The following is a 25,632-nucleotide window of genomic DNA, read 5'->3' as shown; positions in this document are numbered from 1 at the left end:
TCATTTCCATGGCATAAAACCCGCTGTGGTAAACATCTCATTTCCGTCCAGAAGATACTTCTTTAATGAGGTCTGCAAGGATGTGGTACAGGAAAAATCCTCCAGCGCTTCCATGGAAAAATCAAACCCCATGACCCGTTCCAGTATCTGTGGACGCTCTGTCATCACGGGCATTTTATAAAATCTCTTCATAAAGCTGATGAGCCTCCCTGTTTGAGGCAGGATTTGCTCCAGATGCGCATCCAGCATCCAGCTTTCGCAGACAAGAATATCATTCTCATAATAGTTCTTTGCAGTCTTTAAAGAAGAATCAACACTGCCCGGAGACAAATCAGAACCTTCCGGAATATGAACAGCAACCGCCTTCTCTCCCGGAGCAAGCTTAATCTCCCACTCATCCAAATTTAATGAGACAGGTGTATTCACGCTTACAGTTCCCCTTTTTAAATCCGCAGAGTATCCGGTTACAGTCCTGTCTTTAAAATCCAGATAAGTTCTTATTTCTCTTATCATGCTTCTTCCGTTTGTACCGGAAATATATCCGTCCTGATCAATCAGAACCTCCGGGCAGGCCAGTGCCATAAACGCTCCGGATTGTCTGTTTTCAAAGACCAGAAAGGGAAATTCATAAGTCACTTCCTCGAACTGCAGGCTGCCGTATCTTCGTACTTTTCCGGCCAGCGAACGGAACACCCACTCAATCCGGTCAAGCCCGGCCTGTCCCTGGTGATATTTGCGGTATGACTGAATCCAGATTTCAACGTCCTTTAAGGACTCCCAGACAACAAATTCCGGAATGCCCTGTTTTTTCAATTCTTCTTCCAGCTCCGGCAGCATCCAGTCAATGTAAACAACCGGCAGCAAAAAATCATCCAAATGAAGGAGCCTGGCATGCCTGATTCCAAACATCACGGCTTCTGCTGCTTTCTCAGGATCTTTTTCCACCAGCAGAAGCTCACGGCATCTGCTGTAATTTCTCATAAAATAATCGTTACTTTCATAGGCAGCGGAGGAAAAATCCACCGCCGCCTGAGTATCTTCATTAAATATATTGTGTTTTGTCATTGTTATCTGTAAATCCCACTTTTAACGGTCCTGCTGTTAAAATACGTTCTTTCCCATCAAATACCGGTCGGAGATTCTCTGCATAGGCCGAAAATTCAGCCAGGGATTTAAAATCCTGATTGCTGCCGCATACACAGAAATATGCAATATCATCCCCATAGGTCCGGTATTCGCATTCAAACAGCTGGTCATCGACGGGCTCCAAAGCACTGCTGCACCAGAGTGCCGCAAAACCTCCTGCCTTACTGCCGAAAAGCCAATTGCCGGAGATCTTCGTTTCCAAAAACTTCGGTGCTGGAAAATAAGCATGTGTAAAATGAATCGGGTGTTCCTCCGGTATATGATAAACAGCTCCCAGTAAATTCCCTTCCTGAACCAGCGCAGGCATTACCCCATTTCCGTACCAATACCCCGGCCTCATGGAACTGGAATCACAGGTTCCGCCCGGGTGGTTCGTAAAGATATCCGTTTCCTTATCAAGGGCAGCATACCACATGTGCTGCTGATATCCATATACTCCAGGCTCAAAGCAGGTGGTTCCATGAAACCGCTCGTTCAGTGACTTGGTGTATTCACAGGTGGTTGTATCTGAATCCGGATCCAGGGTGAGGTTCCTCCAGCGTTTAAATTCCGGGTCCGGTCTGGGGGACTGAACGGAAGTCATACAGTACTCCGGCGTTTTCTTCAGCCTTATGAGAGCATTTCCTGTGGAATAAGCGATATCTGTCTGGTGCTCCATGAGTTCCTTTAAGCCTTCCGGAAGCTGATAACTGCTGCATGAATAAAAGCCCAGCCAGCCCTCTCCGTATGAAAAAGGGACGTCAGGATTGATTAAATTCATCAGCGCCTGGGCTCCCTGCTCAAAGGGATGGACAACTTCTCTGTAAACACGTCCCATAGGAGCAATGACAACACCGTCATAGGTGTGGCGGCAGAGCATTTCGAGAAGCTTATCCGTAATCTTAACTGCCCGCGCAGAAATGGCTTCCTCAGAAAAATCAATTACATTTAACAGCGCCGCAAAGGTAACACACATATAGACTGTACTTAAAAATTCTTCAAATCCATGCTCCTCCACATCGGCCAGCCACGCTTCCACCTTGGCTCTGCCTGTTTTAAAAAGTTCTCTGCCGGTCATGTCAGCCCGGGGGAAATACTCATCCGGATACATTTCTCCTGCATTCATGGCACAGGTATAGAACATAAGAGAATGATTTTCACTCCAGAAGCACATGGCATCAGACCCATTCTGGTCCATCCAGTAGCGCCAGTTCAACAGAACCTCTTTCACCCGTTTGGCCAGATCCTCATTGACCGGATAATTCTTTAAATAACGGACAAGACCGCATACCAGAAAATCGGAACAGTCATATCTGCTTTCAATCTGGTCCAGTGTTTCATAAAGAAGCTCTATATCCCGATCCCGGTCTATGCCAAGGGCTTTCCTTGCAAGGATATTGGAAATGGAAAAGCCGAACTTATCCCCTCTGGATAAGCTTTCTGCTTCTGCAATTCTGTTAAAAATGGCTTTTTTATTTTCCTCAAAGCCTTTGTCTTTGGAATACTCCGGTCTTTGTGCCAGAATATTCTCCACTTTTCTTGTGAGAATTCCATGTTCATTTTTAACGCTAACTATAATCACACCCGGCTTTTCTTCATCAAGCTTTACCTGATTCTTTCTGCTGATCTCCTGCCATTGCTTACGGCTTTTCACTTTGGCAAAATCAGGGCTCTGGCTGTCATAGGCCAGATAAGTTCCTGCCGGAGCATTTTCCCGGAACGTCATGAGAGAATTCTTAATGGAGATGGAGCCAAGCCAGTTTTCAATCCTGACCATTTCATCGGTGTGCTTCTCATCAGGCAGTACAACAAAGAGAGCTTCCCTATGATCCAAAATCTGAATACCGAATAACGTTCTTGTATCCCTGACACCCAGCGTCTGAAGACTGACATAGATTTCATTGATTCCTTTTTTCAGCCGTAGCTCCATATGTTTCTTTTTAATCGGTTTATAAACCGGCGTATCCATACGGCACACCAGTTCCTTGTTGCACCAGACATCTACAGCTGCATAGGACCATACGACTGCATTCACTGTTACATCCTCTTTTACCTCGATTCCCGTCACTGCATCAAGTTCCACCTTCTGCAATGTGGAATAAAATGTGCTTTCGTCTACAAACCAGTTTCCATAGTGATAATAATACTTCCACGGCATCTGAAGCCTGCTGCTTTCCCCAAGGATAACAGGGCCATCCGGGCAGGATCTGTTTAAATCCGCTACAATGGATCTTAAATGCTGTTCATAACGCAGCTGGTTGTCATCTGTTTCGTGATTGATAAAATCCGTTTCTTTTGGACCGGATAGCAGATAATTGGTAAGAAACCCGGTTCTGTTCAATTGTAATTTTTCCATTGTCTTATCCTTTTGCTGCGCCATCAGTCGGTCTGTGATAAGATGACGTCTGGTGCATATATAAATATTTTTTTATATGGTATATAGCTATATTAAATGATTTCACGAAAAAATCACATGGCATTTTCAACGTTTCATGTAACTTTTTTTAACATCTCATGGATATGACTGCTTTTTTAAACAAAAATGCTGCATACCAGGCCGCTTTTTTCAGTTTAAATTATCCGATCATCAGGTCTTAAATAACATTTTGCTTTAAAGTGTAAAAGTTTAACGTATAAAAGCGTTGACAACTTCCCTGCTATCTATTACAATGGGGATTAATCATTTGTAAGAAAAGAGGAAAAAGGGATATGATTATTATTATGAAACCAAACGCTTCTGCAGAGGCTGTGAGTAAAGTAAAGAACTTCATTGAATCCAACGGCCTGACCGCTCATTTATCAGAGGGAACGGAAGTAACCATAGTCGGTGTTGTAGGAGATAAGACGAAAATTCAGGGTGCGAATATTGAGATGATGGATGGTGTGGATAAAATTGTTGCAGTTACAGAAAGCTATAAGGTGGTTAATAAGAAGTTTCATCCGGAAGATTCTGTAATCACTGTAGGCAATGCAAAAATTGGTCCCGGCCACCTTGCCATGATGGCTGGCCCCTGTGCCATAGAAAACCATGACATGCTTTTAGAAACTGCCTGTGCAGTAAAAAAAGCCGGTGCCCAGTTTTTAAGAGGCGGTGCTTACAAACCAAGGACTTCCCCCTACGCATTTCAGGGTCTGGAGGAAGAAGGATTGCAATACATGAAAGAAGCCAGAGAAGCAACCGGACTGAATGTAATCTGTGAGGTAACCAGTCTGCGCGCACTGGAAACAGCAGTAAAGTACGTTGATATGATTCAGATCGGTGCAAGAAACATGCAGAATTTTGAACTTTTAAAAGAAGCAGGTAAGGCAGGTATCCCTGTTCTCTTAAAAAGAGGTCTCTGCGCTACCATTGATGAATGGTTAAATGCAGCAGAATACATCGCTTCCGAAGGCAATCCCAATATTGTTCTTTGTGAAAGAGGAATCCGCACATATGAAACTGCCACCAGAAACACTCTGGATATCAGCGCAATTCCGGTTATCCGCGCCAAGAGCCACCTTCCGGTTATCGTAGATCCCAGTCACGCCACCGGTGTACGGGCTTACATAGAACCAATTTCAAAGGCAGCTCTTGCAGTTGGGGCAGACGGCTTAATTGTGGAAGTTCATCCCTGTCCTTCCTGCGCATTATCGGATGGGCCCCAGTCTCTCACCTTTGAACAATTTGAACACTTAACAGAGCAGTTACAGCCTTACGCAAAACTATCAGGGAGGGTTTTTAATGAATGATGAAGTCATTGCCTTTATCGGGCTTGGTCTGATCGGGGGGTCCATCGCCCGTGGGATCAAGCGCGAAGCACCGGGGACAAAAATAATGGCTTATATGCGGACACGTTCCAGGCTGATGAAAGCCAGAGAGGATGGCATTGTTGATGTAATTCTTGACGGAATTGGAGAAGAGCTGTCAGAATGTGATTTTATATTCCTTTGTACGCCAGTAGAATATAATGCTGACTATTTAAGTAAGATCCGGCCCTTTTTAAAGCCTGGAGCCATTGTTACCGATGTGGGAAGCACCAAAACCGACATTCATGAAGCCGTGATCCGCCTTGGTATGGAATCCTGGTTTGTCGGCGGCCACCCCATGGCAGGTTCCGAGAAAACGGGCTATGAAAATTCCACGGATCATCTGCTGGAAAATGCCTACTATATTATTACTCCCACGGCCAAAACCACGGAGGAACAGACGGAACGTCTCGTCCATATAGCAGAAATGATCGGTTCCATTCCAATCGTTCTGGATTTTCATGAACACGATTTTGTAACAGCTGCCATCAGCCATCTGCCCCACATTGTTGCCTCCAGTCTGGTTAACCTGGTAAAGGACTCTGACAACCAGCAGGGGCTTATGAAAAGGCTCGCTGCCGGAGGCTTTAAGGATATAACACGAATCGCCTCCTCCTCACCGGAAATGTGGGAACAGATCTGTATGACAAACCACCAGAATCTTTCCCTGATACTGGAGCGGTATATCGCTTCATTAAATCAGATTCTGGATCAGTTAAATAAGAAAAACGGCAGCTACATCAACCAGCTGTTTGAAACCTCCAGGGATTACCGGAATTCTTTTTCAGAAAAAGCAACCGGACCGATTGCGCCTGAATACTCCTTTACCGTTGATATGGCGGATGAAGTGGGTGCCATATCAACCCTTTCCGTCATCCTGGCTGCCAAAGGAATCAGCATCCGCAACATCGGAATCAATCACAACCGGGAACACGGTGAAGGAACCCTTCGAATTGCATTTTACGACAGGGAATCCATGGATGAAGCCTGGAAACAGCTGGAACGCTATCATTATGATTTAATATCCAATTAAGAGAGGTATCCTATGAAATTTACAAAAGCCTCCCCTCTCAGGGGAGAACTGTCCATACCCGGGGATAAGTCCATTTCCCACCGCAGTATTATGTTCGGCTCTCTGGCAAAAGGTACAACGGAGATCACCAATTTTCTTCAGGGTGCTGACTGCCTGTCCACCATTGCCTGCTTTCATAAGATGGGAATCGATATTGAAAATAACAAAGACTCTGTGATTGTTCACGGAAACGGCCTTTTCGGGCTGAAAAAACCGGAGACAATCCTGGACTGTGGAAACAGCGGAACCACAACCCGGCTCATATCCGGTCTCTTATCTGCCCAGAACTTTGACGTCACCCTTACCGGCGATGATTCCATTAAAAAGCGCCCGATGAAGAGGATTATGGATCCGCTTTCCCACATGGGTGCGGACATAAGAAGCCTGGAAGGCAATGGCTGTGCGCCTCTTGCCATTACAGGAAAGAAGCTTTATGGCATTCATTACACCAGCAGGGTAGCTTCTGCCCAGGTGAAGTCTGCCATTCTTCTGGCAGGTCTTTATGCAGAGGGTGAGACGAAGGTGACAGAACCTTATGTTTCAAGAAATCATTCTGAAATCATGCTGAAACACTTTGGCGCCGATGTAACCACGGAAGGCACAACTGCCTCCATACGGCCTGCCAGGGAACTGTATGGCAGCAGAATCATCGTTCCTGGAGATATTTCCTCTGCGGCTTTTTTCATCGCAGCAGGTCTTCTGGTACCAGGTTCTGAAATTCTGATGAAACATGTGGGTATTAATCCGACCAGAGACGGAATTCTTTCTGTATGCCGGGATATGGGGGCAGATATTACCCTGCTCAACAAAAATACGGATTCCGGAGAACCAACTGCGGACATCCTTGTAAAATCCAGTTGTCTTCGCGGAACAGAAATCGGCGGTGCCATTATCCCCACTTTAATTGATGAACTTCCCATAATAGCAGCCATGGCATGCTTTGCAGAAGGTGAAACCATAATAAAGGATGCAGGGGAATTAAAGGTAAAGGAATCCAACCGGATTGAGGTAATGGTACAAAATCTTTCCGCAATGGGAGCTGATGTAACAGAAACAGAGGACGGAATGATCATTCGGGGAGGAAAGCCACTTCACGGAGCGGTTATTGACAGCAGGCTGGACCACCGGATCGCCATGACCTTTGCTGTCGCGGGATTATGTGCAGATGGGGAAACGGAAATTAAGGGAGCTGAATGCGTAAATATCTCTTACCCCGGTTTCTACCAGGATTTAGAACGTCTGGGCAAATAACAGTTAAATGCAAAAAAGCAAAAAAACAGCTCCATCACATGTTTTTTTGCTTTTTTATGTTTTGATTATAGTATGGTGATCTGGCACATCTTCATGGCATTTAATGCATTCTCGTGGCTTTTTGGTGTAACTCCTGCACAGCAGGAAGAATCAACCAGAATCGGAATCTCCGGAAGAAATGCCTTGATTAACAGTGCGTTGGATATGACGCAGATATCGGTGCACAGACCAATGAGCTCTATGGATTTATAACCGCCTGACGCCGCGTATTCCCCCACTTCTTTACTGGCAAAGGTATTCTTCTCAAACCGCCTGCCCGGAATCTCTTTTAAAGCATCAGCCAGTTCCCAGCCGGCAGTCCCCTTCACACAGTGAAGGACCGGAAGATTCTTTCCCTCCTGGGTATCCATATAATCATTTCCGTGGGTATCCAGAGTAAATATCACATCGTCTCCTGCTGCCTGATACTCTTCAATTTTCTTTTTTACATTATTAACGATCGCTTCCGCTTCTCCGGTTCCTAATGAACCGTCTATAAAATCCTTCTGCATATCCACCACAACTAACAGTCTGTTCATAAGTTCTCCTTCCTTCGCATGTCTTTTTCCTATTCTATCACAGATTCCGGGAAATAAATAAAGTTTTTTCAATTACCTGTTGACAAAATTCCTTTCACGCATTAATATATTGATTAATAAAAGAAACCGTTGAAAAAGAAGAGTAAGCTTTCCCAGCAGTATTTCAGAGAGCCGCCGGTGGTGTGAGTGCGGTATAGTGCAGATAGCTGAATGGACTTTTGAGGGCAGCCTTGAACCGACTGGCAGTAGGGGCTGACGGAATCCACAACCGTTATATGACGTGGCATATATGTTAGTATATGAAAAGAGGGCTTATATTAAGTCAATTTGAGTGGCACCACGGATTGTATGATTCGTCTCAAGTATGTGAATAACATACTTGAGACTTTTTTTATGCAATGAAAGCTTTTCTATCAATAAAAATAAATTTTAGGAGGAATTATTTATGAAAAAATCTGTAAAAATCATGTTACTGGCAGCACTTGCTGCTGCTCTCACCGGATGTGCTTCCGGTAAAACGCCGGAAAAGACACCGGAGTCCACTTCTGCAGCTTCTGCAAAAAGTGAAGGAACATCAGCCTATACCATCGGAATCGCCCAGTTTGCAGAGCATGGTTCTCTGGATAACTGCAGGGAAGGTTTTTTAAAGGGACTTGCCGAGGAAGGTCTGGAGGAAGGAAAGAACCTGACAGTCCTTTATGAAAATGCACAGGCAGACGGCGGTACTGCAAGCCAGATCGTAAACAACTTTCTTGCCAAGAAGACCAATCTGATCTGCGCCATTGCAACTCCCATGGCACAGGCAGCCTACGGCGGAGCAAAAAAAGACAATATTCCTGTTATTTTCACAGCTGTTACAGATCCGGTAGCTGCTGCCCTTGCCAAAGAAGACGGTACCCCGGTAGGTGAAATAACCGGTACCAGTGACAAGCTTCCTGTTGAAAAGCAGCTGGAGATGATCCGCAAGATACTTCCTGATGCAAAGAAAATCGGAATTCTTTACAGCACAAGCGAAGTAAACTCAGAAACTGCCATTAAAGAATACAAAGCGGCTGCCGCAAATTACGGATTTGAAATCGTGGAAGGACCAGTTACCTCCACCGCTGATATCTCCCTGGCAACTGACAGTATTTTAGAAAAGGTTGACTGTCTTAACAATTTAACCGATAATACAGTAGTCAGCTCTCTTCCGCTTATCCTCGATAAAGCCGGCAAGAAAAACATTCCGGTTTTCGGAAGCGAAGTGGAACAGGTAAAGATCGGCTGTCTTGCAGCAATGGGGCTTGATTATGTGGATTTAGGAAAACAGACCGGCGTCATGGCTGCCAAGGTATTAAAGGGAGAAGCCAAAGCAAGCGAATTAAACTTTGAAGTAATCAAAGATGCTGCCTTTTACGGAAATTCCAAGGTTGCTGAAACACTGGGCATCACATTACCAAAAGATCTGACCGATTCTGCAGCTGAGATCTTTACTGATATTTCAAAAGGAACAAAATAAGAAGAAACATACTGGAGGAAGTTTAATCATGTCAATTATACTTGGCGTTTTGGAAGAAGGTCTGGTTTATGCCATTATGGCGCTGGGAGTATATATCACCTATAAGATTCTGGATTTTCCGGATCTGTCTGTGGATGGTACTTTTCCCCTTGGAGGCGCTGTTACCGTTACACTGATTTTAGCCGGATTCAATCCACTGGCAACTCTGTTTATCGCATTTGCCATAGGAGCTCTGGCCGGATGCATCACCGGTTTTATCCATGTAAAATTAAAGGTGCGGGATCTTCTGTCCGGTATAATCGTCATGACTGCTTTGTACTCCGTTAATTTAAGAGTTGCCGGAAAAGCCAATGTTCCATTTTTCAATGCCACCACTATTTTTGAAAACAGCCTGGTTAACAGGCTGTTTCCGGCGTCTCTGAGCTCTGTTACCATGGTTATTATTCTGGCAGTCATTGTATTTGTTGTTAAATTCATTTTAGACCAGTACTTAAAAACCCGTTCCGGTTATCTGTTAAGAGCGGTGGGCGATAATGAAACACTTGTCACCTCCCTTGCAAAGGACCGTGGAATGGTTAAAATCGTTGGTCTTGCCATCGCAAACGGTCTTGCTGCACTGGCTGGTTCCGTATACTGCCAGCAAAAAGGATTTTTCGAAATCAGCATGGGAACAGGAACCATTGTCATAGGACTTGCCAATGTAATTATCGGAACAAAGCTTTTTAAGCGGATCGGATTTGTTAAATCAACCACTGCTGTCATTATAGGCTCTATTATTTACAAAGCCTGCGTATCTTTCGCAATTTACTTAGGAATGGAAGCTTCTGATTTAAAACTGATTACATCGGTTCTGTTCTTAGCCATTCTGGTACTGAGCAACGGCAGGGAAAAGAAGGTGAAAGCATGATTGAACTGAAAAACATTCATAAATATTACAACCACGGGACTGTCAATGAAATGTGCCTGTTCCGCAATTTTGATTTAATTATAAAGGACCAGCAGTTTGTATCGGTTGTGGGAAGCAACGGATCGGGAAAAACTTCCCTTTTAAACCTGATCTGCGGCAGCATTCCTTTAGACAGCGGAGCCATACTCATTAACGGAACCGATATCACCAACATGCCGGAATACCGCCGCCAGCGGCGCATCGGACGTGTCTATCAGAATCCGGCCATGGGAACCTGCCCTAACATGACCATTCTGGAAAACATGGCACTGGCTGACACGAAAGGAAAGCCCTTTAACTTGCTTCCCGGAACCAATAAGCAGCGGATTGGTTATTACAAAGAACAGCTTCACACCCTAGGTCTCGGTCTGGAAGACAAACTTCACGTAAAGGTAGGTGTCTTGTCCGGAGGCCAGAGACAGGCCATGGCACTTTTAATGTCAACCATGACACCGATCGAATTCCTGATTCTTGATGAACATACAGCAGCCCTTGATCCCAAAACGGCTGAGATCATCATGCAGCTGACAGACAAGATCGTGAAAGAAAAACAGCTGACTACCATCATGGTGACTCATAACCTCCGTTATGCAGTGGACTATGGAAACAGGCTTCTGATGATGCATCAGGGAAATGCAGTTGTGGACTGCGCAGATCAGGATAAAGACGGACTGGATATCAACTTTATTCTTGAGAAGTTCAACGAAATCAGTGTAGAATGCGGAAATTAACAAAGGCAAAGCCTGGATCAGTTTTTCATGGATCCAGGCCTTTTTCTAATCCTTCTCTCCCATTGATTTTCAGCACTGCTCCTCTGCTGTAAGGAGGGTACGATACTGCAGCGAGCTTCTATAACACAAAAAGCGAAACAGGATTATAAATATCCTGCTCCGCCTGTCTTTTCATAAACCTGCAGCGCTATCTGCTCATCTCACTTTGAGGTCCCTTATCATTGTGTTCCCGAATTACGGTATTAACCTCACTTAAGTCAGAGGTAGGAAGATCACCTGGTATGGTGTTTTTTAAAGCTGCAGTGGCATTGCCGTACTGAACCGCCTTCATGCAGTCCCCGCCAGTGCTTAAAAGACCATAAAGCGCACCTGCTATATAGGCATCTCCGCTTCCGATCCGATCCACTACATCAATATTATGGTAAGGTTCTTCCTCATAATATTCGTTTCTCGCAGCATCGTAAATAATAGAACCGAATGTATGGCTCTTCGGACTATGTACGATTCTCTGCGTAGATGCCACGATGGAGATGGGGTAATCTTTAGTAAAGCTCTTCATCATCTCTTTGGCTGTTCCTTCTTTCTTAAAGGTCAGTCTTGCCGTATCTTCTGAACAGAAGAAAATATCCACATAAGGAAGTATCTGCTCGATGCAGGCCCTTGCTTCCTCTCCTGTCCATAAATTTCCACGGAAATTTACATCAAAAGAAATGATAGTGCCGCTTTCTTTGAATTTGCGTATCATATCAATGGCGGTTTTTCTTGTATTCTCACATAAAGCGAGGGTAATGCCGGTGGTATGAAAGCAGGTAGTTGCTTTATACATATCATCCGGAAAAGAGGCTTCACTGATATTATAGAAAGAGCTGTTCTTTCTGTCGTAGATCACCTTGGGTTTTCTGGGATATGCACCATATTCATAATAATAAAGACCAAGTCTGGCATTGGAACTTTGATCATACACGAAATAATCATCACTGATTCCATAAGAACGCACTTTATTCTTTATAAAATTTCCCATGTCATTGGCTGGAAGCTGTGTTACCACACCGGTATGAAGCCCTAAAAGAGCCGCACCTACCGCAACGTTTAACTCTGCTCCGCCAACCTGTTTTTGAAAGGAATCTCCCCGGACCAGCCTTTCCACTCCATCCGGAGACAGACGTAAAAGCAGTTCTCCCAGGCTTAATAAATCAAATGGTCTGTCACTCATCTTGATCGTTCCTCCATAGATTTTAAAAAAAGGGGGTCATTGCATAATGACCCCCGATGTCTTTCTCCGTTCAGTTAGAGGCAGTCATATCTTCTGCCAAAATCAGTCCAGTTAAATTATCTCTGAACACGTCCTGATCCGTCACCGCCAGCCAGGCTGTCAACATCTTCTCTGGATACAAGGTTGAAGTCGCCAGGAATGGTATGTTTTAATGCGGAAGCAGCTACTGCATATTCCAGAGCAGCCTTGAAATCTTTCTTATCAGCCATACCGCAGATTACGCCTGCTGCGAAGGAATCTCCGCCGCCTACACGGTCTACGATTGGTGTGATGTGATACTTTCTTGAATGATAGAATTCGCGGGTTGTACCATCCATAATGCATGCAGACCAGCCGTTATCGGAAGCAGAATGGCTTTCACGTAAAGAGCTGATTACATACTTGAAGTTGAACTTGTCAACCATCTGATTGAAGATATCTACATATCCCTGTAATTCCAGTTCTCCGGAAGTTACATCTGTGTTGCCTGGCTTGAAGCCAAGTACTTTCTCTGCATCTTCTTCGTTACCAATACATACATCAACATACTGCATTAAGTTTGTCATAACCTTCTGAGCTTTCTCAGAAGACCATAATTTCTTACGGAAGTTTAAGTCAACGGATACAGTCACGCCGTGTGCCTTAGCTGCCTTTAAAGCTGCCTCAGTCAGTTCTGCTGCACTGTCGCTGACAGCAGGAGTGATTCCTGTAAAGTGGAACCAGTCTGCGCCCTCAAAGATCTCATCAAAGTTAAAGTCTGCTGCTGTTGCTGTAGAGATAGAGGAATGCGCTCTGTCGTATACAACGGTAGAAGCTCTCATGGCGGAGCCTGTCTCTAAGAAGTAAATACCAAGTCTTTCTCCGGTCTTTGCAATGTGCTTTGTTCCAACATTATATTTTCTTAATGCCGCTACTGCGCACTCTCCGATCGGGTTCTTCGGAACTGCTGAAACGAATTCAGCCTCGTGTCCGTAATTTGCAAGTGAAACGGCTACGTTTGCTTCGCCGCCGCCGTAGTTTACATCAAATTCATCCGCCTGAATAAATTTTTCATTGTTCGGGGTAGATAATCTTAACATGATCTCGCCCATGGTTACGATCTTTGCCATTTTGTATTCTCCTTAATTCTTAAGTTGTTTTCTATTATTTGCGAGCTGCTGCCACTGCCTCAACAAATTCTCTTGCTTTTGCGGTAACTGCTGCAAAATCGCCTGTATTTGCGCCCTTTGTCAGGCTGCTGCCTGTACCAACGGCATATGCGCCTGCCTTGATCCACTTGTCAACGTTATCAACGTCAACACCGCCGGATGGCATGAAGTCACCCTGTGGAAGGGGTCCTTTAAAGGAGCTGATCGCTGCCGGTCCCATGATGTTGCCCGGGAAGATCTTGATTACATCACATCCGCACTCCAGTGCAGTGATTGCTTCGGTAGGAGTCATAACGCCTGGAAGCATCGGTACTCTGTAACGGTTGCAAAGCTTGATTGTCTCTACGTTTAAGCCTGGGCTTACCACATAGTTTGCGCCTGCAAGGATTGCTGCTCTTGCAGTTTCAGGATCAAGAACAGTACCTGCTCCGATTACAACATCATCATTGGCGCTATATTTTTCAGACATTCTGGCGATGAATTCAATTGGGTTTCCTTCATCCATAGTCATAGTGATTTCAATAAAATTAATTCCGCCTGCAATAATTGCATCAACGACCTTCTCGCCCTGTTCCAGGCTTTTCGCACGAACAACAGCAACCAGACAGTCTTTTTTCATCTTTGATAAAACTTGTTCTTTTTTCATGATTGTTCTTCTCTCCTTTTTTAAATTCGCATATACGAATCAACTTCATATTTACGATTCTTATACTTGAAATATTAATCGCTTCCAGGCATTTTGTCAATAAGTATTCCTCATATTTTTCCAAGAAAGCCTAATAACCTGGAAACCTCCATTCCCTTCCTGGAGACCAGCTTTCCAAGAGCCTCGTAATCCTCTGCCGGCTTATATAAGCTGGATATGCTGATTGCTCCCAGTACGTTGCCATCCCGGTCAAAAACCGGAGCACCCACGCACTGCATATGCTCTTCCATCTCTCTTGCATCAAAAGCGTACCCTCTTTCTCTGACCTTTTCCAGTTCAGCAAGAAGGCCTTCTCTGTTTTCAATGGTTCGTTCTGTATGCCGGGTAAATCGGATGCGGCTGATGATCTGATCTCTGTTCTCCTCATCACTGTAAGCCAGAATCACCTTCCCCAAGGAAGTACAGTACATTGGATTTTTCGATCCAACCGTAGCTGTTGTAATGATAGGATTCTCCGGTTCGAACTTACATATGTATACAACATGATGATCCGATGGAACTCCGAAAAAAACGGTTTTGCCTACTTCCTTTGAAAATGCCTTCAGTACCGGCTCAATGGTTCCGATAAAGTTTAGATTATTGGTATAATTCACACCGATCCGGTATGCCATTAAACCAATGGTATAGTTCTGCTTCTGCCCCCGGGTCACATTAACCATGCCCATCTCTCCCAGAGTGGTTACGATATCGTAGGCGCTGGTCTTGGGGAGGTCCAGTTTCTGGCAGATATCATCCAACGTCGCGCCTTCCGGTGTTTTCGAAATAAGCTTCAGGATTTCTACTGTACGCTGTGTGGTTCTGTTAAGTTTCATGGTATAGCCTCCATTTCCAGAATCTAGTATACTCCCGGGATCTATAAAAAAGCAAGATTATTTTCGCATATACGAAGTATTTGTAAGTGTTTACAGGATTATACGGATTTTCTGTATTAATTTACAAAAAAAATAAATGAGGGATTGTAATATATACCATAATTATGTATAATAACCTAGGAATGTAAATACTTACAATTACGGAGGGAATGCTTTTGAATATTTACGATGTTTCCGAACATGCTCATGTTTCAATCGCCACCGTCTCCCGCGTGATTAACGGGAATCCCAATGTCAGTGAAAAGACCAGGAAACGGGTTCTCGCTGTCATGGACGAGCTTGGCTATACACCGAATGTGTTCGCCAGAAGCCTGGGGCTTAACACCATGAAGACCATTGGAATCATGTGTGCGGATTCCTCTGACCCATGGCTTGCAGAGGCTGTCTATTATCTGGAAAAGCAGCTGAGAAGCAGCGGATATGATTCCATCTTATGCTGCAGCGGCTATCTTCCCGAAACCAAAAAGAAGTATCTGGAACTGCTGCGTTCCAAGCGTGTGGATGCCATTATTCTTACCGGTTCCCATTATGTGGAGGCGAAAGACAGAGACAATGCATATCTCATGGAAGCCGCCAAAGACATTCCCATTATGCTGGTCAACGGCTGTCTGGAAGGGGGACAGATTTACAGTACGGTCTGTGACGATCAGGCTGCTGTTTATTCTGCTGCAACAAAGCTTTATGAGTCAGGCCGGTCAGCGCTTTTATATCTTTATTCCGGCACCTCTTACAGCAATCTGCGTAAGCTCTCAGGCTATCGCCAGGCTACAGTCTCCGCCAATTTACCGGTGCGGGATGAACTTATGGTTCTCTGCTCAAAAGATCCCGATCTTGCCATGGAACAGCTTAAGGAACTGTCCGCTTCCGGAATAAAATTTGACTCCGTTCTTGCTGCTGAGGATATTTTGGCAGTTGGTGCGGTAAAATATGCAAATCAGACCGGAATATCCATCCCTGAGGGTTTAAGCATCATCGGATATAATAATTCCATATTGTCCCGGTGCACCACACCCGAAATTACTTCCGTGGACAACAAGGTTGAGGCTCTCTGCACCACTACCGTCAATACGTTGATGAGGGTGTTAGAAGGAGGCAATGTGCCTGCTAAGACTACCATTACTCCAGAGCTGATTAAACGAGGTACTACTAATTTCTAATCACATATATTTAAGGAGGACTCTCTAACATGAAACAGTTTATGGACAAGGACTTTTTACTGTCTACCCAGTCTGCAAAAGATCTTTATCACAATTATGCGGCAAAGATGCCTATCGTAGACTATCACTGCCACATTAATCCACAGGAAATTTATGAAGACCGCAAATTCGATACCATCACTCAGGTATGGCTGGGCGGCGATCATTATAAATGGCGTCAGATGCGTTCTAATGGTGTAGAAGAAAAATTCATCACGGGAAATGCCACTGACAGGGAAAAATTTCAGAAATGGGCAGAAACCATGCCAAAACTGATCGGGAACCCGCTTTATCACTGGAGTCATTTAGAGCTTCAGAGATATTTTGGCTATACCGGCTATTTAAATGGAGATACAGCGGAAGAAGTCTGGAACTTATGCAATGAAAAGCTTCATCAGGACTCCATGAGTGTCCGCAATTTAATCAGACAGTCCAATGTAACATTAATCTGTACCACGGATGATCCTGCCGATACCTTGGAATGGCACCAGAAAATCGCTGCAGATTCCACATTTGAGGTAAAGGTTCTTCCGGCATGGAGACCGGACAAGGCTATGAATGTGGAGAAGCCTGATTTTGCAGCTTATATTGCAAAACTGTCTGCCGCAAGCAGCATGGAAATCAAGGATTTTGCTTCTTTAAAGGCCGCTTTGAAGAACCGTATGGAATTCTTCGCCAGCCAGGGCTGCTGCGTTTCTGACCATGCTCTTGAGTACGTGATGTATGTACCTGCCGACGATGCAGAGCTTGATGCAATCTTTGCAAAGAGCATCTCCGGAAAAGCTGTAACAAAGGAAGAAGAACTGAAATACAAAACTGCATTTATGGTATTTGCGGCAAAAGAATACAACCGCATGGGATGGATCATGCAGCTTCATTACGGCTGCAAGAGAGACAATAACGCCCTTATGTTTGAGAAGTTAGGACCTGATACCGGATTTGACTGCATCAACAACTACGCTCCTTCTGCACAGATGGCTGATTATCTCAACGCTTTAAGCGCTACAGATGAGGTACCAAAGACAATCATCTATTCCTTAAACCCCAATGATAACGCTTCCATCGGAACAATCCTAGGCTGCTTCCAGAGCCAGTTCCCAGGCAAGATCCAGCAGGGTTCTGCATGGTGGTTTAATGATCACAAAACCGGAATGACAGAGCAGATGACCTCTCTTGCTAATTTAGGCTGCCTTGGAAACTTCATCGGTATGCTCACCGATTCCAGAAGCTTTTTATCTTATACCAGACATGAATATTTCCGCAGAATTCTTTGTGAGCTGGTAGGCGGCTGGGTAGATAACGGAGAATATCCGGATGATCAGAAAGCATTAAAAGAGATTATCGAAGGCATTTCCTATAACAATGCTGTAAAATATTTTGGCTTCTAAATTATTTTCAGAAAAGCAGTGTGCCGCAAAAAATTGCTGATTTACAGCGACTTTGCGGCACCTTTTCTTTTATCTGTACTATTACTGCTTTTCATAATTCTGCGGAATTAAATATACACTTTCTTTCCCGCTGTCTGAATCCGGCTGCTTTACAATCAGGAGTTTCTCCCCATAGGAAAGCATGTCGCGGATGCTGGATGTGTCATTTTCCAGACTAAAATTCTGCATCTCAATTTTTCCTGTTCCTGTATCCAGCTTATAGATTTCGTTGGTATTTCTTTTATATAGAAATTGATATGGACTGGGTTGGGAATAATCACGGACACACTCAACATCATTCTCATATAAAAGAACCTGGTTATCACCTTCACCAAACTTACAGACAATCGTATTATTGGAATAATCCGTAATGGAAAAATAATTGTGAAACACGAAAAAGGAACCTATCCCACTGGTTATTTCATACTTCTTCAAGACATCTGTTATGTCTGTTTCACTGATAAAGGAAAAATCCGTATCATATTTTGCAATAAAGCAATTCATATCTGAACCGGAATTACTTTTTTCTATAGTATATAAATATTTCTCATCACTTGTAATATATAAAATCTGTCGTGATCTATTATCTTTGTTGGAATCCTGCATCTCAGCTTTTGTATGCGGCCTGACCTGTACCATGTTTTTGCTGCTGTCCAGGGTCTCCATAAAAGATTTTACTCCCCCAGTTTCTGAGTAATCCCCTTGCAGAGATACCAGTTTATTATCCAGGTTTGTTAATGGAATCAGCTTCTGGGAATACATGTTTTTTGATTCTGGAACCATTTTATCTGTTGAAAAATCCACGGCATACAAGCTATTCTCTAATTCATCCCCATTATATAAACTAACATAAAAATAGAGAGTATTCTTTATTAATGCATTGCTTATCCCTTTTAAAGCAAAATTATCTACGGTTAAAATTTTTTTGTTGCTTCCGTCCTGAAAATTATAAATAAAAAAATCCGCAGCCGGTCCATTCATCTCCATATACAATAATTTGGTTTCATAAATATCAATATACGTCCTTAAAGCAGAGTTATCAAAGGTCGCATTGTATGCCTGGACTTTACTTGATGAGTATTCACCGGTGCTTCCCTGGTCAGAACGGATCTGACAGCCTGACAGGAATAGGATGCATAGCATGATTAACGGCACGATAAAACCTTTGATTTTCCTGTTCATATATTCAAAAACTCCCTCTCTACACAGGAAAAGACGAAAGGGAAATATCCCCTCAGTCTTTTCCAGATCCTGATATTAATAAATTTAATACATTAATCCAATATTTACTTTATTATATGCCTTATAAAGAGTAGCAGCGGACTTGGTATATGTCCAGGATTCTCCGCCTAACCCTGAACCGGAATACCCGATCCATGGATCGCCCAGAGCAAATGCGGACTTATCACTTTTTGCTCCGTACACGGACATAAAATGGCCATTTGTTGAATAGAGCCATCCGTCACTGGTTGAAAAGGTCAGTCCAATGATAGGTGCTGCGTTTGATGTGGATACTCCACTGTACAGTAATCTGCTCATCTCAGATGAGGACTGGTTATATTTTCCAACATATTTGTTCCTGGTCTGCTGCCCATTAATATATGTTACCATATCAGCAATATAAGAACCGTTGGTGGTTGTCCTGCAGCCTCTTGCAATGTCCGACTGGTTGCGGGAAACGCCAAGATAATTTAATGCTGCCTGAACACACGCCGGACCACAATTATAATTAGTGATCTGGCTGTATACGGTATATCCGTTTAAATACTTCCAGGAAGTTGATGCCTGGCGTGAAAGACTTTCGCTCAGCAGATCATCCTTTTTAAAACCTGATTTATCCTGTGGTCTTGCTGAACGTGCACCTTTTGGAGCTTTTACAATATCTCCGCCTGCAGGTCTGCTTTCCCCGTTTACAGATACCGTTTTCGCTTCTATATATTCCTTTGCTGAGTCTCCCTGGGCTGCAAAGGAAATGCAGTTGGCGGACACCGCCATCGTTAAAGTCAAAAACATTAAAAGTAACTTTTTCATATTGATTACCCTCCATTTTCTTTTGTTGGTACTTCCGTTTACTATTGCCGGATAACCGGTTAATCTTCGTGAAATACACTTAATGCGAAAAGCTGATGTATAAACTTTTTGGACTCACCTCCTAAACTTACACCTTTTAAGAAACCGGTTCCAACTGCAGTTGCAAGTGAATGAATCACAAATTCAGTATACAACAAAATTCTACAAAAAACGGGATGATGTTGAAAATAGCAGTTTATATGTAGTAAAATGCGCCTTTCTGGGGTGGATGTATTTTATTACAATAAAAAGAATGTTGAGAGTGTGCTTTTCAGGCACTCGCCCAACATTCAGTATCGAACCTTTTCCTGCCGTATATCCGTTGTGTTCTCCTTCCTTCCACTGCTTACTGTCAGTAATATCGTATTATAATTATTTGTTTTTTTCTGTCAAATCCGTTTAAAAATATGTATAAAATAAGTGCTGCAATAAAAGATTATTATAAAACAATCAATATTACAGCACTCTTTTCTTATACTATATAATTACCTTAACCGGACACTTAGCAGCACATTTACCGCAGTTGGTGCATTTCTCATAATCAATAACTGCAACGTTATTGTCCATATGAATGGCATCAAATTCGCACTGCTTGATGCACATGGTACAGCCAATACAGCCGACATCGCATTTAGCCTTAACATCTTTTCCTTTGTCGTGGGAGTTACACTGAACTAAGTACTCTGCCTTATAAGGAACCAGATCAATTAAGTTGTTTGGACAGGAAGCCACGCATTTGCCGCAGGCAACGCACTTCTCCTTATCAACGACTGCAATGCCGTCCACAACATGGATTGCATCAAATTCACATGCTTTCACACATGATCCGTATCCCATACAGCCATAAACACATGCCTTCTCACCAGCACCTGGTACGACTGAGATCTTCCGGCAGTCATCAATTCCGTAATAATTATACTGAACTTTTGTCTTATCACAGGTACCTTTACATTTAACAAATGCAACCTTTTTCTCAGCTGCACCAGCAGATACACCCATGATCTGACTGATCTTTTCTGTTACGGAGGCACCGCCTACAGGGCAGGCACCAACATCAGCCTGGCCTGCAGCAATGGCTTTTGCAAGAGCATCACAGCCCGCATAGCCGCAGCCGCCGCAGTTGTTTCCCGGCAGTTCATTTCTGACCAGGATTTCTTTTTCATCAACTTCAACTTTAAATTTCTCGCTGGCAATGCCGAGGAATACGCCAATCAGAATACCGATAATGCCTACAACGGCTGCCGCAAAAATAATTCCTGTTATCATATTCTTTCGTCTCCCCCCTTAAATTAATCCGGAAAATCCGAAAAATGCAATCGCCATCAGGCCAGAGGTAATCAGAACAATCGGTGATCCCTTAAAGGAATGAGGAACGTCATTATATTCGATTCTTTCACGGACACCAGCCAGCATGATAATGGCAATGGTGAAACCAACGGAAATACCCACACCGTTTACAACACTCTCCAGAATATTATAATCCTTCTGCACATTGGTCAGTGCCACACCTAAAACAGCACAGTTGGTTGTAATCAGAGGCAGATACACACCCAGTGCCTCATAAAGTGCAGGCATGGATTTCTTTAAAAACATTTCTACAAACTGTACCAGGGCCGCAATTACAAGAATAAATACGATGGTCTGTAAAAATTCCAGATGAAGTCCCACTAATACACTCTTATAAATGACACTGGTAACAAATGATGCGATGGTAATAACAAAGATAACAGCCGCGCCCATGCCGGCAGAAGTTTTCACATTTTTGGAAACTCCAAGGAACGGACAAAGGCCGAGAAACTGACTGAGCACTACGTTGTTGACCAGCGCAGAGCCAATGGCAATTAATAATAATTCTTTCATCGATCCACTCTCCTATTCGTCTTTCTTGGAAGTTGCAGCTTTCAATTCTGCTTCTTTTCTGGCTACTTCTGCTTTCTTAGCTGCAAGCGCTTCTTCTTCTGCCTGTCTTTTTCTGGTTTCCAAAACCTCATGGTTTGACATACAGGAAGAACCGGAACAGGACATACAGTTGCCTCCGCAGGCTAACTTGGATGGAGGAACTGAACCATTGGTTGCAGACGGCGCTTTGAATTTGTTCTGCAGGGCAGTTAAAATTGAAAGTACAAAGAATGCCCCCGGAGCCAGAACAAAAATAGCGATATGGTAGTTCTCCGGAATAAAGGTATGACCGAATACTGCACCTGAACCTAAAATCTCACGAACAAGTCCGATACAGGTTAAGGCGATAGTAAAGCCAAGTCCCATACCAAGTCCGTCAAAGGTGGAGGCCACCACCCCGTTCTTGGAAGCATAGGATTCCGCACGTCCTAAGATAATACAGTTAACAACGATCAGCGGAATATAGATTCCAAGAGCGGAATACAGGCTTGGTACATAGGCCTGTAAAAGCAGCTGCACAATCGTAACAAGAGTCGCTACAATAACAATGTAAGCCGGAATTCTGACACGGTCCGGAATAATCTTACGCATAGCAGAAATAATCAAATTGGAAAATAACAGTACCACAGTCGTGGAAAGTCCCATACCTGCTCCGTTTATCGCAGATGTGGTAACAGCCAGAGTCGGACACATACCGAGCATCAGCACGAAGGTCGGGTTCTCTTTTACGATACCGTTAAATAAACGTTCTGTACATTTGTTGTTCATCTTCCCACCTCCTACTGATTCATATAGTGATGCACATAATACAATGCCGCATTGACAGCATTGGTAGTTGCACTTGATGTAATGGTAGCACCGCTGATGGCATTGATCTCAGCATCGCCTGCATTGCCGGACTTGGTAACAGTGAGTGATTCTGCACTCTTACCATTATACTGGTCTTTAAATGCCGGTTCCTTTGCCTTAAGTCCCAGGCCCGGAGTATCACTGATTGCCAGGAATTCAATTCCGCTTATACTTCCGTCAGCTTTAATTCCCACAGAAAGTTCTACTGTACCGCCATAGCTGTCATCCGAATGGGACGTGATAACATAACCAAGGAGCGTACCGCTTCCATCTACCGCCTGAAGTGCATTGTTTACGCCTACATTGCCAAAGTTCTGTGTCAGCAGTTCTGTATTGCAGGTTTCAATGGCTGCCTTCATCTTATCATCAGACTTAAAATCCGCCGCTTCCGGAAACACTGCTTTATATGCCTCAATATTGGCTGCAAGAGTTGCTTTTTCAATCGGTGCCTTCGTAATCTGATAAGCACCGCCTAACAGAAAGCCGGAAGCCAGAGTAATGACAAATAAAATTAACGCGTCTTTCATAAATCCGCCACTCTTCATCTTATTTGCCCTCCTTTCCAAATGCTTTTGGAAGAGATATCTTCTCAATCAGCGGCACAAGAATATTGCTGATGATGATCGCATAGGATACTCCCTCTGCAGACCCTCCGAAAAGCCGGAACAGACCGGTAAGTACACCTAAAAGAATACCAAAGTAAATCTGTCCCTTTGGGGTAACCGGACTGGTTACATAATCAGTTGCCATGAAGAATGCACCAAAAATAATACCGCCGCCGCACAAATGAGTCAGCACATACATCAGGTCATGCTGTCCGAAGATAAAAACGAACAGGGAAAATGTTATTAAATAGGCTGCCGGAATCCGGATTGATATAACTTTTCTGGCGATTAAATATGCTGCACCAATGAGCAGCGCGATAACGGAAACTTCTCCAATGGTACCTGGAATTCTTCCGATAAACATGGAAGCCACATCAACAGACTGCCCTGCTTTAAATGCTGCAAGAGGTGTAGGGCTTACGACCGCGTCATTATATGTAAACGTGGTCATGGGACCTGCAAAGGAGATCAAAAGAAAGCATCTTGCTGCAAGAGCCGGGTTCATAAAGTTCTGTCCCAGACCGCCGTAAAGCTGTTTTACAACGATGATCGCAAATACACCGCCTAAAAATGGCATCCATAACGGAATTGCCGGAGGCATGTTAAGTCCAAGAATCATTCCGGTTACAAGTGCACTTCCGTCACTGACAGTCACCGGCTTACCCATCAGGGTTTCAAATACATATTCACTTAATACACAGGATAAAATGCTGACAAGCAGAACCAGTGCAGCCTTTACTCCAAACTGATATACACCATACGCAGTAGCCGGGATCATGGCAATTGCTACATCCAGCATTAAATTTTGTGATGTTACCTGATCTCTGACATGAGGTGATGATGATACGTTTAATAATTTACTCATACTTCACCCTCCTACGCTTTCTTTCTGCTTGCAATCACTGTTTTGCGCATCTCTTTAAATGCCTGGGTTAAAGGCAGTTTTGCCGGACAGGCATACGCACAGCAGCCGCATTCGCAGCATTCCATACCATCTAATTTTACAAATGCATCTATGTCAGATCTTACAGCCGCCTGCATCATCATCTGTGGAACCACGCGGCTGGGGCATACGTTTACACATCTGCCGCAGCGGATACAGGCTGTCGGCGCATTCAGTGCAACCTCATCCTTTGACATACAGGTAAGCGCAGAGGAGGTTTTTGTAACAGGTATATTCATGTTGAACAGCGCCTGCCCCATCATCGGTCCTCCGGAAATCACTTTTTCCGGTTCTGTCTTAAATCCGCCGGAAGCCTCTAACAGCTCAGCGTAATTTGTTCCTGTCCTCACATTGTAATTCTGTGGATTTGTTATGGCATCGCCGGTAACCGTAATAATTCTTCTGATTAACGGGGTGGACTTTGCTACGGCATTGTAGATGGAAATAACCGTATCCACGTTATCCACGATACAGCCTGCGTCAGCCGGAAGCATGGAAGAATTGATCTTTCTTCCTGTAACCGCATAGATCAGGGAGCGCTCTCCGCCCTGTGGATATTTTGTCTTTAACGGACAAACCGTGATTCTCGGTTCATCTTTTACAAGCTCTGTCATCAGTCTGATTGCTTCCGGCTTATTGTCTTCTATACCGATTACGCCCTTTGCATTGTCAAACAGCTGAAGAATGATATTCAGACCTTTCACAATGCTGTCCGGCTCTTCGAGCATCATCCGGTAATCGGATGTCAGATATGGTTCGCATTCTGCTCCGTTTACGATGATGGTATCAATTTTTGTTTCATCTTTTGGTGTCAGCTTTACGTGTGTGGGGAATCCTGCTCCGCCAAGACCTACGATACCGGCCTCCTTTACAATATCACGTATCTCTTCTTTTGACAGGGCTTTGGGATCCCTCTCTTTTCCAAATCCTTCCGTCTCCTGATATTTTCCGTCATTCTCAACGATGATTGACATTACCATGGAGCCGTTTGCGACCATTCTTGGTTCAATGGTTTTTACTGTTCCTGAAACGGAACTGATTACACAGGCAGAAATAAAACCTCCTGCCTCTCCGATCTTCTGACCAACTAATACCTGGTCACCTGCTGCCACCAGAGGCTTTGCAGGCGCGCCGATATGCTGGGACAGCGGGAACACCATCTCGCCTTTTGGCTGCAGTACCTGCACTGGTTTATTTTCCGACAGTTCTTTTCCCTCATAGGTGTGAATGCCGCCTTTAAATGTAGCCAAACCCATTAGACTAACCCTCTTTCTCTACAATTCTTTATCTCTCCCGACAAATTTTTCTCATTTTGTCACCGAAATAAGTATAACACAATCCGGAATGTGAAACAATCCGAAATTACATATTGTATACTGTGTTCCAAATGCAGATCTTTCCATTCGTGGAACAAAACAGCACTTGAAAGTCAGAATTTATTGTTAAATGTTAAACAATTATGCGTTATAACAATCGTTTATGTTTTCTCAAAAAAACAATCATTTCTTTTTGCACACATTTAAAAACAAAATAAATAAGATTTAGAACTATTGTTTTTATTTTTATACATTTTGTCTTGTTAAATTTTTATTAAATTTAACTCATTGTTAGAAAGTTAACTATCATATTCATAAATATTTTTCATTAATAAGCCCATTTATTTATTAAAAAAAATAAT

At 43.6% G+C, this 25,632-nt stretch carries 23 protein-coding genes and 1 other annotated feature; of the genes, 8 read left to right on the top strand and 15 right to left on the bottom strand.

The annotated features are described in order from the left end of the window. On the bottom strand, window positions 1–1,065 hold the full coding sequence (locus DS742_RS14770; protein ID WP_117417744.1) for an acyltransferase domain-containing protein: 1,065 nt from the start codon (window positions 1,063–1,065) through the stop codon (window positions 1–3). Further along, window positions 1,043–3,481, bottom strand: coding sequence for a hypothetical protein (locus DS742_RS14765; protein WP_117417743.1), 2,439 nt, complete (start codon window positions 3,479–3,481; stop codon window positions 1,043–1,045). Before DS742_RS14765 ends, DS742_RS14770 begins: the two co-directional genes overlap by 23 nt. 353 nt (window positions 3,482–3,834) lie before the next feature. On the opposite strand from DS742_RS14765, the gene aroF reads away from it, so the two are divergent. Genes aroF through aroA form a run of 3 tightly spaced genes read left to right on the top strand, consistent with a single transcriptional unit; the run spans window position 3,835 to window position 7,234 of the window. After that, the gene (aroF, locus tag DS742_RS14760) at window positions 3,835–4,854 is read left to right on the top strand and encodes a 3-deoxy-7-phosphoheptulonate synthase (protein WP_117417742.1); all 1,020 of its coding nucleotides are present in this window, start codon (window positions 3,835–3,837) and stop codon (window positions 4,852–4,854) included. Further along, window positions 4,847–5,944, top strand: coding sequence for a prephenate dehydrogenase (locus DS742_RS14755; RefSeq protein WP_117417741.1), 1,098 nt, complete (start codon window positions 4,847–4,849; stop codon window positions 5,942–5,944). The genes aroF and DS742_RS14755 overlap by 8 nt, the downstream gene beginning before the upstream one ends. Window positions 5,945–5,956: 12 nt before the next feature. Continuing rightward, a complete protein-coding gene (gene aroA, locus DS742_RS14750) occupies window positions 5,957–7,234 on the top strand; it encodes a 3-phosphoshikimate 1-carboxyvinyltransferase (protein WP_117417740.1) in 1,278 nt (425 codons plus the stop codon). 65 nt (window positions 7,235–7,299) lie between these two features. On the opposite strand, the gene DS742_RS14745 is transcribed toward aroA, so the two are convergent. Further along, complete coding sequence (locus tag DS742_RS14745) at window positions 7,300–7,812, bottom strand: cysteine hydrolase family protein (protein WP_117417739.1); 513 nt, start codon at window positions 7,810–7,812, stop codon at window positions 7,300–7,302. A 120-nt stretch (window positions 7,813–7,932) separates the two neighbouring features. After that, window positions 7,933–8,176, top strand: a binding site (T-box leader). Between the two features lie 81 nt (window positions 8,177–8,257). Between DS742_RS14745 and DS742_RS14740 the strand changes: the two genes are divergently transcribed. Genes DS742_RS14740 through DS742_RS14730 form a run of 3 tightly spaced genes read left to right on the top strand, consistent with a single transcriptional unit; the run spans window position 8,258 to window position 10,987 of the window. After that, entirely contained in the window at window positions 8,258–9,310 is a 1,053-nt protein-coding gene (locus DS742_RS14740; RefSeq protein ID WP_117417738.1) for an ABC transporter substrate-binding protein, read from the top strand. A gap of 28 nt (window positions 9,311–9,338) precedes the next feature. Continuing rightward, entirely contained in the window at window positions 9,339–10,217 is an 879-nt protein-coding gene (locus DS742_RS14735; protein ID WP_117417737.1) for an ABC transporter permease, read from the top strand. Next, the gene (locus DS742_RS14730) at window positions 10,214–10,987 is read left to right on the top strand and encodes an ABC transporter ATP-binding protein (protein ID WP_117417736.1); all 774 of its coding nucleotides are present in this window, start codon (window positions 10,214–10,216) and stop codon (window positions 10,985–10,987) included. The genes DS742_RS14735 and DS742_RS14730 overlap by 4 nt, the downstream gene beginning before the upstream one ends. Window positions 10,988–11,174: 187 nt before the next feature. On the opposite strand, the gene DS742_RS14725 is transcribed toward DS742_RS14730, so the two are convergent. From DS742_RS14725 to DS742_RS14710, 4 genes are all read right to left on the bottom strand, one after another. Continuing rightward, entirely contained in the window at window positions 11,175–12,200 is a 1,026-nt protein-coding gene (locus tag DS742_RS14725; RefSeq protein ID WP_117417735.1) for a sugar kinase, read from the bottom strand. Between the two features lie 116 nt (window positions 12,201–12,316). Next, window positions 12,317–13,348, bottom strand: a complete 1,032-nt coding sequence (locus DS742_RS14720) for a sugar kinase (protein WP_117417734.1) — start codon at window positions 13,346–13,348, stop codon at window positions 12,317–12,319. Window positions 13,349–13,382: 34 nt separating this feature from the next. Next, window positions 13,383–14,033, bottom strand: coding sequence for a bifunctional 2-keto-4-hydroxyglutarate aldolase/2-keto-3-deoxy-6-phosphogluconate aldolase (locus DS742_RS14715; RefSeq protein ID WP_117417733.1), 651 nt, complete (start codon window positions 14,031–14,033; stop codon window positions 13,383–13,385). A gap of 110 nt (window positions 14,034–14,143) precedes the next feature. Continuing rightward, entirely contained in the window at window positions 14,144–14,905 is a 762-nt protein-coding gene (locus DS742_RS14710) for an IclR family transcriptional regulator (protein WP_117417732.1), read from the bottom strand. Window positions 14,906–15,120: 215 nt separating this feature from the next. Between DS742_RS14710 and DS742_RS14705 the strand changes: the two genes are divergently transcribed. Both DS742_RS14705 and uxaC read left to right on the top strand, forming a co-directional pair. Then, entirely contained in the window at window positions 15,121–16,122 is a 1,002-nt protein-coding gene (locus DS742_RS14705) for a LacI family DNA-binding transcriptional regulator (RefSeq protein ID WP_117417731.1), read from the top strand. Window positions 16,123–16,151: 29 nt separating this feature from the next. After that, window positions 16,152–17,549, top strand: coding sequence for a glucuronate isomerase (gene uxaC, locus DS742_RS14700; RefSeq protein ID WP_117417730.1), 1,398 nt, complete (start codon window positions 16,152–16,154; stop codon window positions 17,547–17,549). A gap of 81 nt (window positions 17,550–17,630) precedes the next feature. Here the strand turns inward: uxaC and DS742_RS14695 are convergent, their stop codons facing one another. The 8 genes from DS742_RS14695 to rsxC all read right to left on the bottom strand — a co-directional run bounded on the left by DS742_RS14695 (window position 17,631) and on the right by rsxC (window position 25,210). Then, complete coding sequence (locus tag DS742_RS14695; protein WP_117417729.1) at window positions 17,631–18,770, bottom strand: hypothetical protein; 1,140 nt, start codon at window positions 18,768–18,770, stop codon at window positions 17,631–17,633. A gap of 84 nt (window positions 18,771–18,854) precedes the next feature. Then, the gene (locus tag DS742_RS14690; protein WP_117417728.1) at window positions 18,855–19,619 is read right to left on the bottom strand and encodes a C39 family peptidase; all 765 of its coding nucleotides are present in this window, start codon (window positions 19,617–19,619) and stop codon (window positions 18,855–18,857) included. 516 nt (window positions 19,620–20,135) lie between these two features. After that, window positions 20,136–20,924, bottom strand: a complete 789-nt coding sequence (locus DS742_RS14685) for an RnfABCDGE type electron transport complex subunit B (protein WP_117417727.1) — start codon at window positions 20,922–20,924, stop codon at window positions 20,136–20,138. A gap of 18 nt (window positions 20,925–20,942) precedes the next feature. After that, window positions 20,943–21,518, bottom strand: a complete 576-nt coding sequence (gene rsxA, locus DS742_RS14680; protein ID WP_117417726.1) for an electron transport complex subunit RsxA — start codon at window positions 21,516–21,518, stop codon at window positions 20,943–20,945. Window positions 21,519–21,530: 12 nt separating this feature from the next. After that, the gene (gene rsxE / locus DS742_RS14675) at window positions 21,531–22,325 is read right to left on the bottom strand and encodes an electron transport complex subunit RsxE (RefSeq protein ID WP_117417725.1); all 795 of its coding nucleotides are present in this window, start codon (window positions 22,323–22,325) and stop codon (window positions 21,531–21,533) included. Window positions 22,326–22,336: 11 nt separating this feature from the next. Beyond that, entirely contained in the window at window positions 22,337–22,951 is a 615-nt protein-coding gene (locus tag DS742_RS14670; RefSeq protein ID WP_117417724.1) for an RnfABCDGE type electron transport complex subunit G, read from the bottom strand. Window position 22,952: 1 nt separating this feature from the next. After that, window positions 22,953–23,876 (bottom strand): RnfABCDGE type electron transport complex subunit D, encoded by a 924-nt coding sequence (locus DS742_RS14665; protein WP_117417723.1) that lies wholly within the window; start codon window positions 23,874–23,876, stop codon window positions 22,953–22,955. An 11-nt stretch (window positions 23,877–23,887) separates the two neighbouring features. After that, window positions 23,888–25,210, bottom strand: coding sequence for an electron transport complex subunit RsxC (gene rsxC, locus DS742_RS14660; protein WP_117417722.1), 1,323 nt, complete (start codon window positions 25,208–25,210; stop codon window positions 23,888–23,890). Between the last annotated feature and the right edge of the window lie 422 nt (window positions 25,211–25,632).

The sequence above is a fragment of the Lacrimispora amygdalina genome (assembly GCF_003432035.1).
Taxonomy (GTDB): Bacteria; Bacillota; Clostridia; order Lachnospirales; family Lachnospiraceae; genus Lacrimispora; species Lacrimispora amygdalina.
Note: the sequence above shows the minus strand (reverse complement) of the source record. Positions and strands in the feature narration are given on the sequence as shown.

Coding starts and splice junctions, on each gene's coding strand:
- DS742_RS14685 (WP_117417727.1), bottom strand. CDS start 20,924: ATGATAACAGGAATTATTTTTGCGGCAGCCGTTGTAGGCATTATCGGT.
- DS742_RS14740 (WP_117417738.1), top strand. CDS start 8,258: ATGAAAAAATCTGTAAAAATCATGTTACTGGCAGCACTTGCTGCTGCT.
- DS742_RS14695 (WP_117417729.1), bottom strand. CDS start 18,770: ATGAACAGGAAAATCAAAGGTTTTATCGTGCCGTTAATCATGCTATGC.
- DS742_RS14735 (WP_117417737.1), top strand. CDS start 9,339: ATGTCAATTATACTTGGCGTTTTGGAAGAAGGTCTGGTTTATGCCATT.
- rsxC (WP_117417722.1), bottom strand. CDS start 25,210: ATGGGTTTGGCTACATTTAAAGGCGGCATTCACACCTATGAGGGAAAA.
- DS742_RS14725 (WP_117417735.1), bottom strand. CDS start 12,200: ATGAGTGACAGACCATTTGATTTATTAAGCCTGGGAGAACTGCTTTTA.
- DS742_RS14670 (WP_117417724.1), bottom strand. CDS start 22,951: ATGAAGAGTGGCGGATTTATGAAAGACGCGTTAATTTTATTTGTCATT.
- DS742_RS14710 (WP_117417732.1), bottom strand. CDS start 14,905: ATGAAACTTAACAGAACCACACAGCGTACAGTAGAAATCCTGAAGCTT.
- rsxE (WP_117417725.1), bottom strand. CDS start 22,325: ATGAACAACAAATGTACAGAACGTTTATTTAACGGTATCGTAAAAGAG.
- DS742_RS14720 (WP_117417734.1), bottom strand. CDS start 13,348: ATGGCAAAGATCGTAACCATGGGCGAGATCATGTTAAGATTATCTACC.
- uxaC (WP_117417730.1), top strand. CDS start 16,152: ATGAAACAGTTTATGGACAAGGACTTTTTACTGTCTACCCAGTCTGCA.
- rsxA (WP_117417726.1), bottom strand. CDS start 21,518: ATGAAAGAATTATTATTAATTGCCATTGGCTCTGCGCTGGTCAACAAC.
- DS742_RS14690 (WP_117417728.1), bottom strand. CDS start 19,619: ATGAAAAAGTTACTTTTAATGTTTTTGACTTTAACGATGGCGGTGTCC.
- DS742_RS14730 (WP_117417736.1), top strand. CDS start 10,214: ATGATTGAACTGAAAAACATTCATAAATATTACAACCACGGGACTGTC.
- DS742_RS14765 (WP_117417743.1), bottom strand. CDS start 3,481: ATGGAAAAATTACAATTGAACAGAACCGGGTTTCTTACCAATTATCTG.
- DS742_RS14755 (WP_117417741.1), top strand. CDS start 4,847: ATGAATGATGAAGTCATTGCCTTTATCGGGCTTGGTCTGATCGGGGGG.
- DS742_RS14715 (WP_117417733.1), bottom strand. CDS start 14,033: ATGAAAAAAGAACAAGTTTTATCAAAGATGAAAAAAGACTGTCTGGTT.
- DS742_RS14770 (WP_117417744.1), bottom strand. CDS start 1,065: ATGACAAAACACAATATATTTAATGAAGATACTCAGGCGGCGGTGGAT.
- aroA (WP_117417740.1), top strand. CDS start 5,957: ATGAAATTTACAAAAGCCTCCCCTCTCAGGGGAGAACTGTCCATACCC.
- DS742_RS14745 (WP_117417739.1), bottom strand. CDS start 7,812: ATGAACAGACTGTTAGTTGTGGTGGATATGCAGAAGGATTTTATAGAC.
- aroF (WP_117417742.1), top strand. CDS start 3,835: ATGATTATTATTATGAAACCAAACGCTTCTGCAGAGGCTGTGAGTAAA.
- DS742_RS14665 (WP_117417723.1), bottom strand. CDS start 23,876: ATGAGTAAATTATTAAACGTATCATCATCACCTCATGTCAGAGATCAG.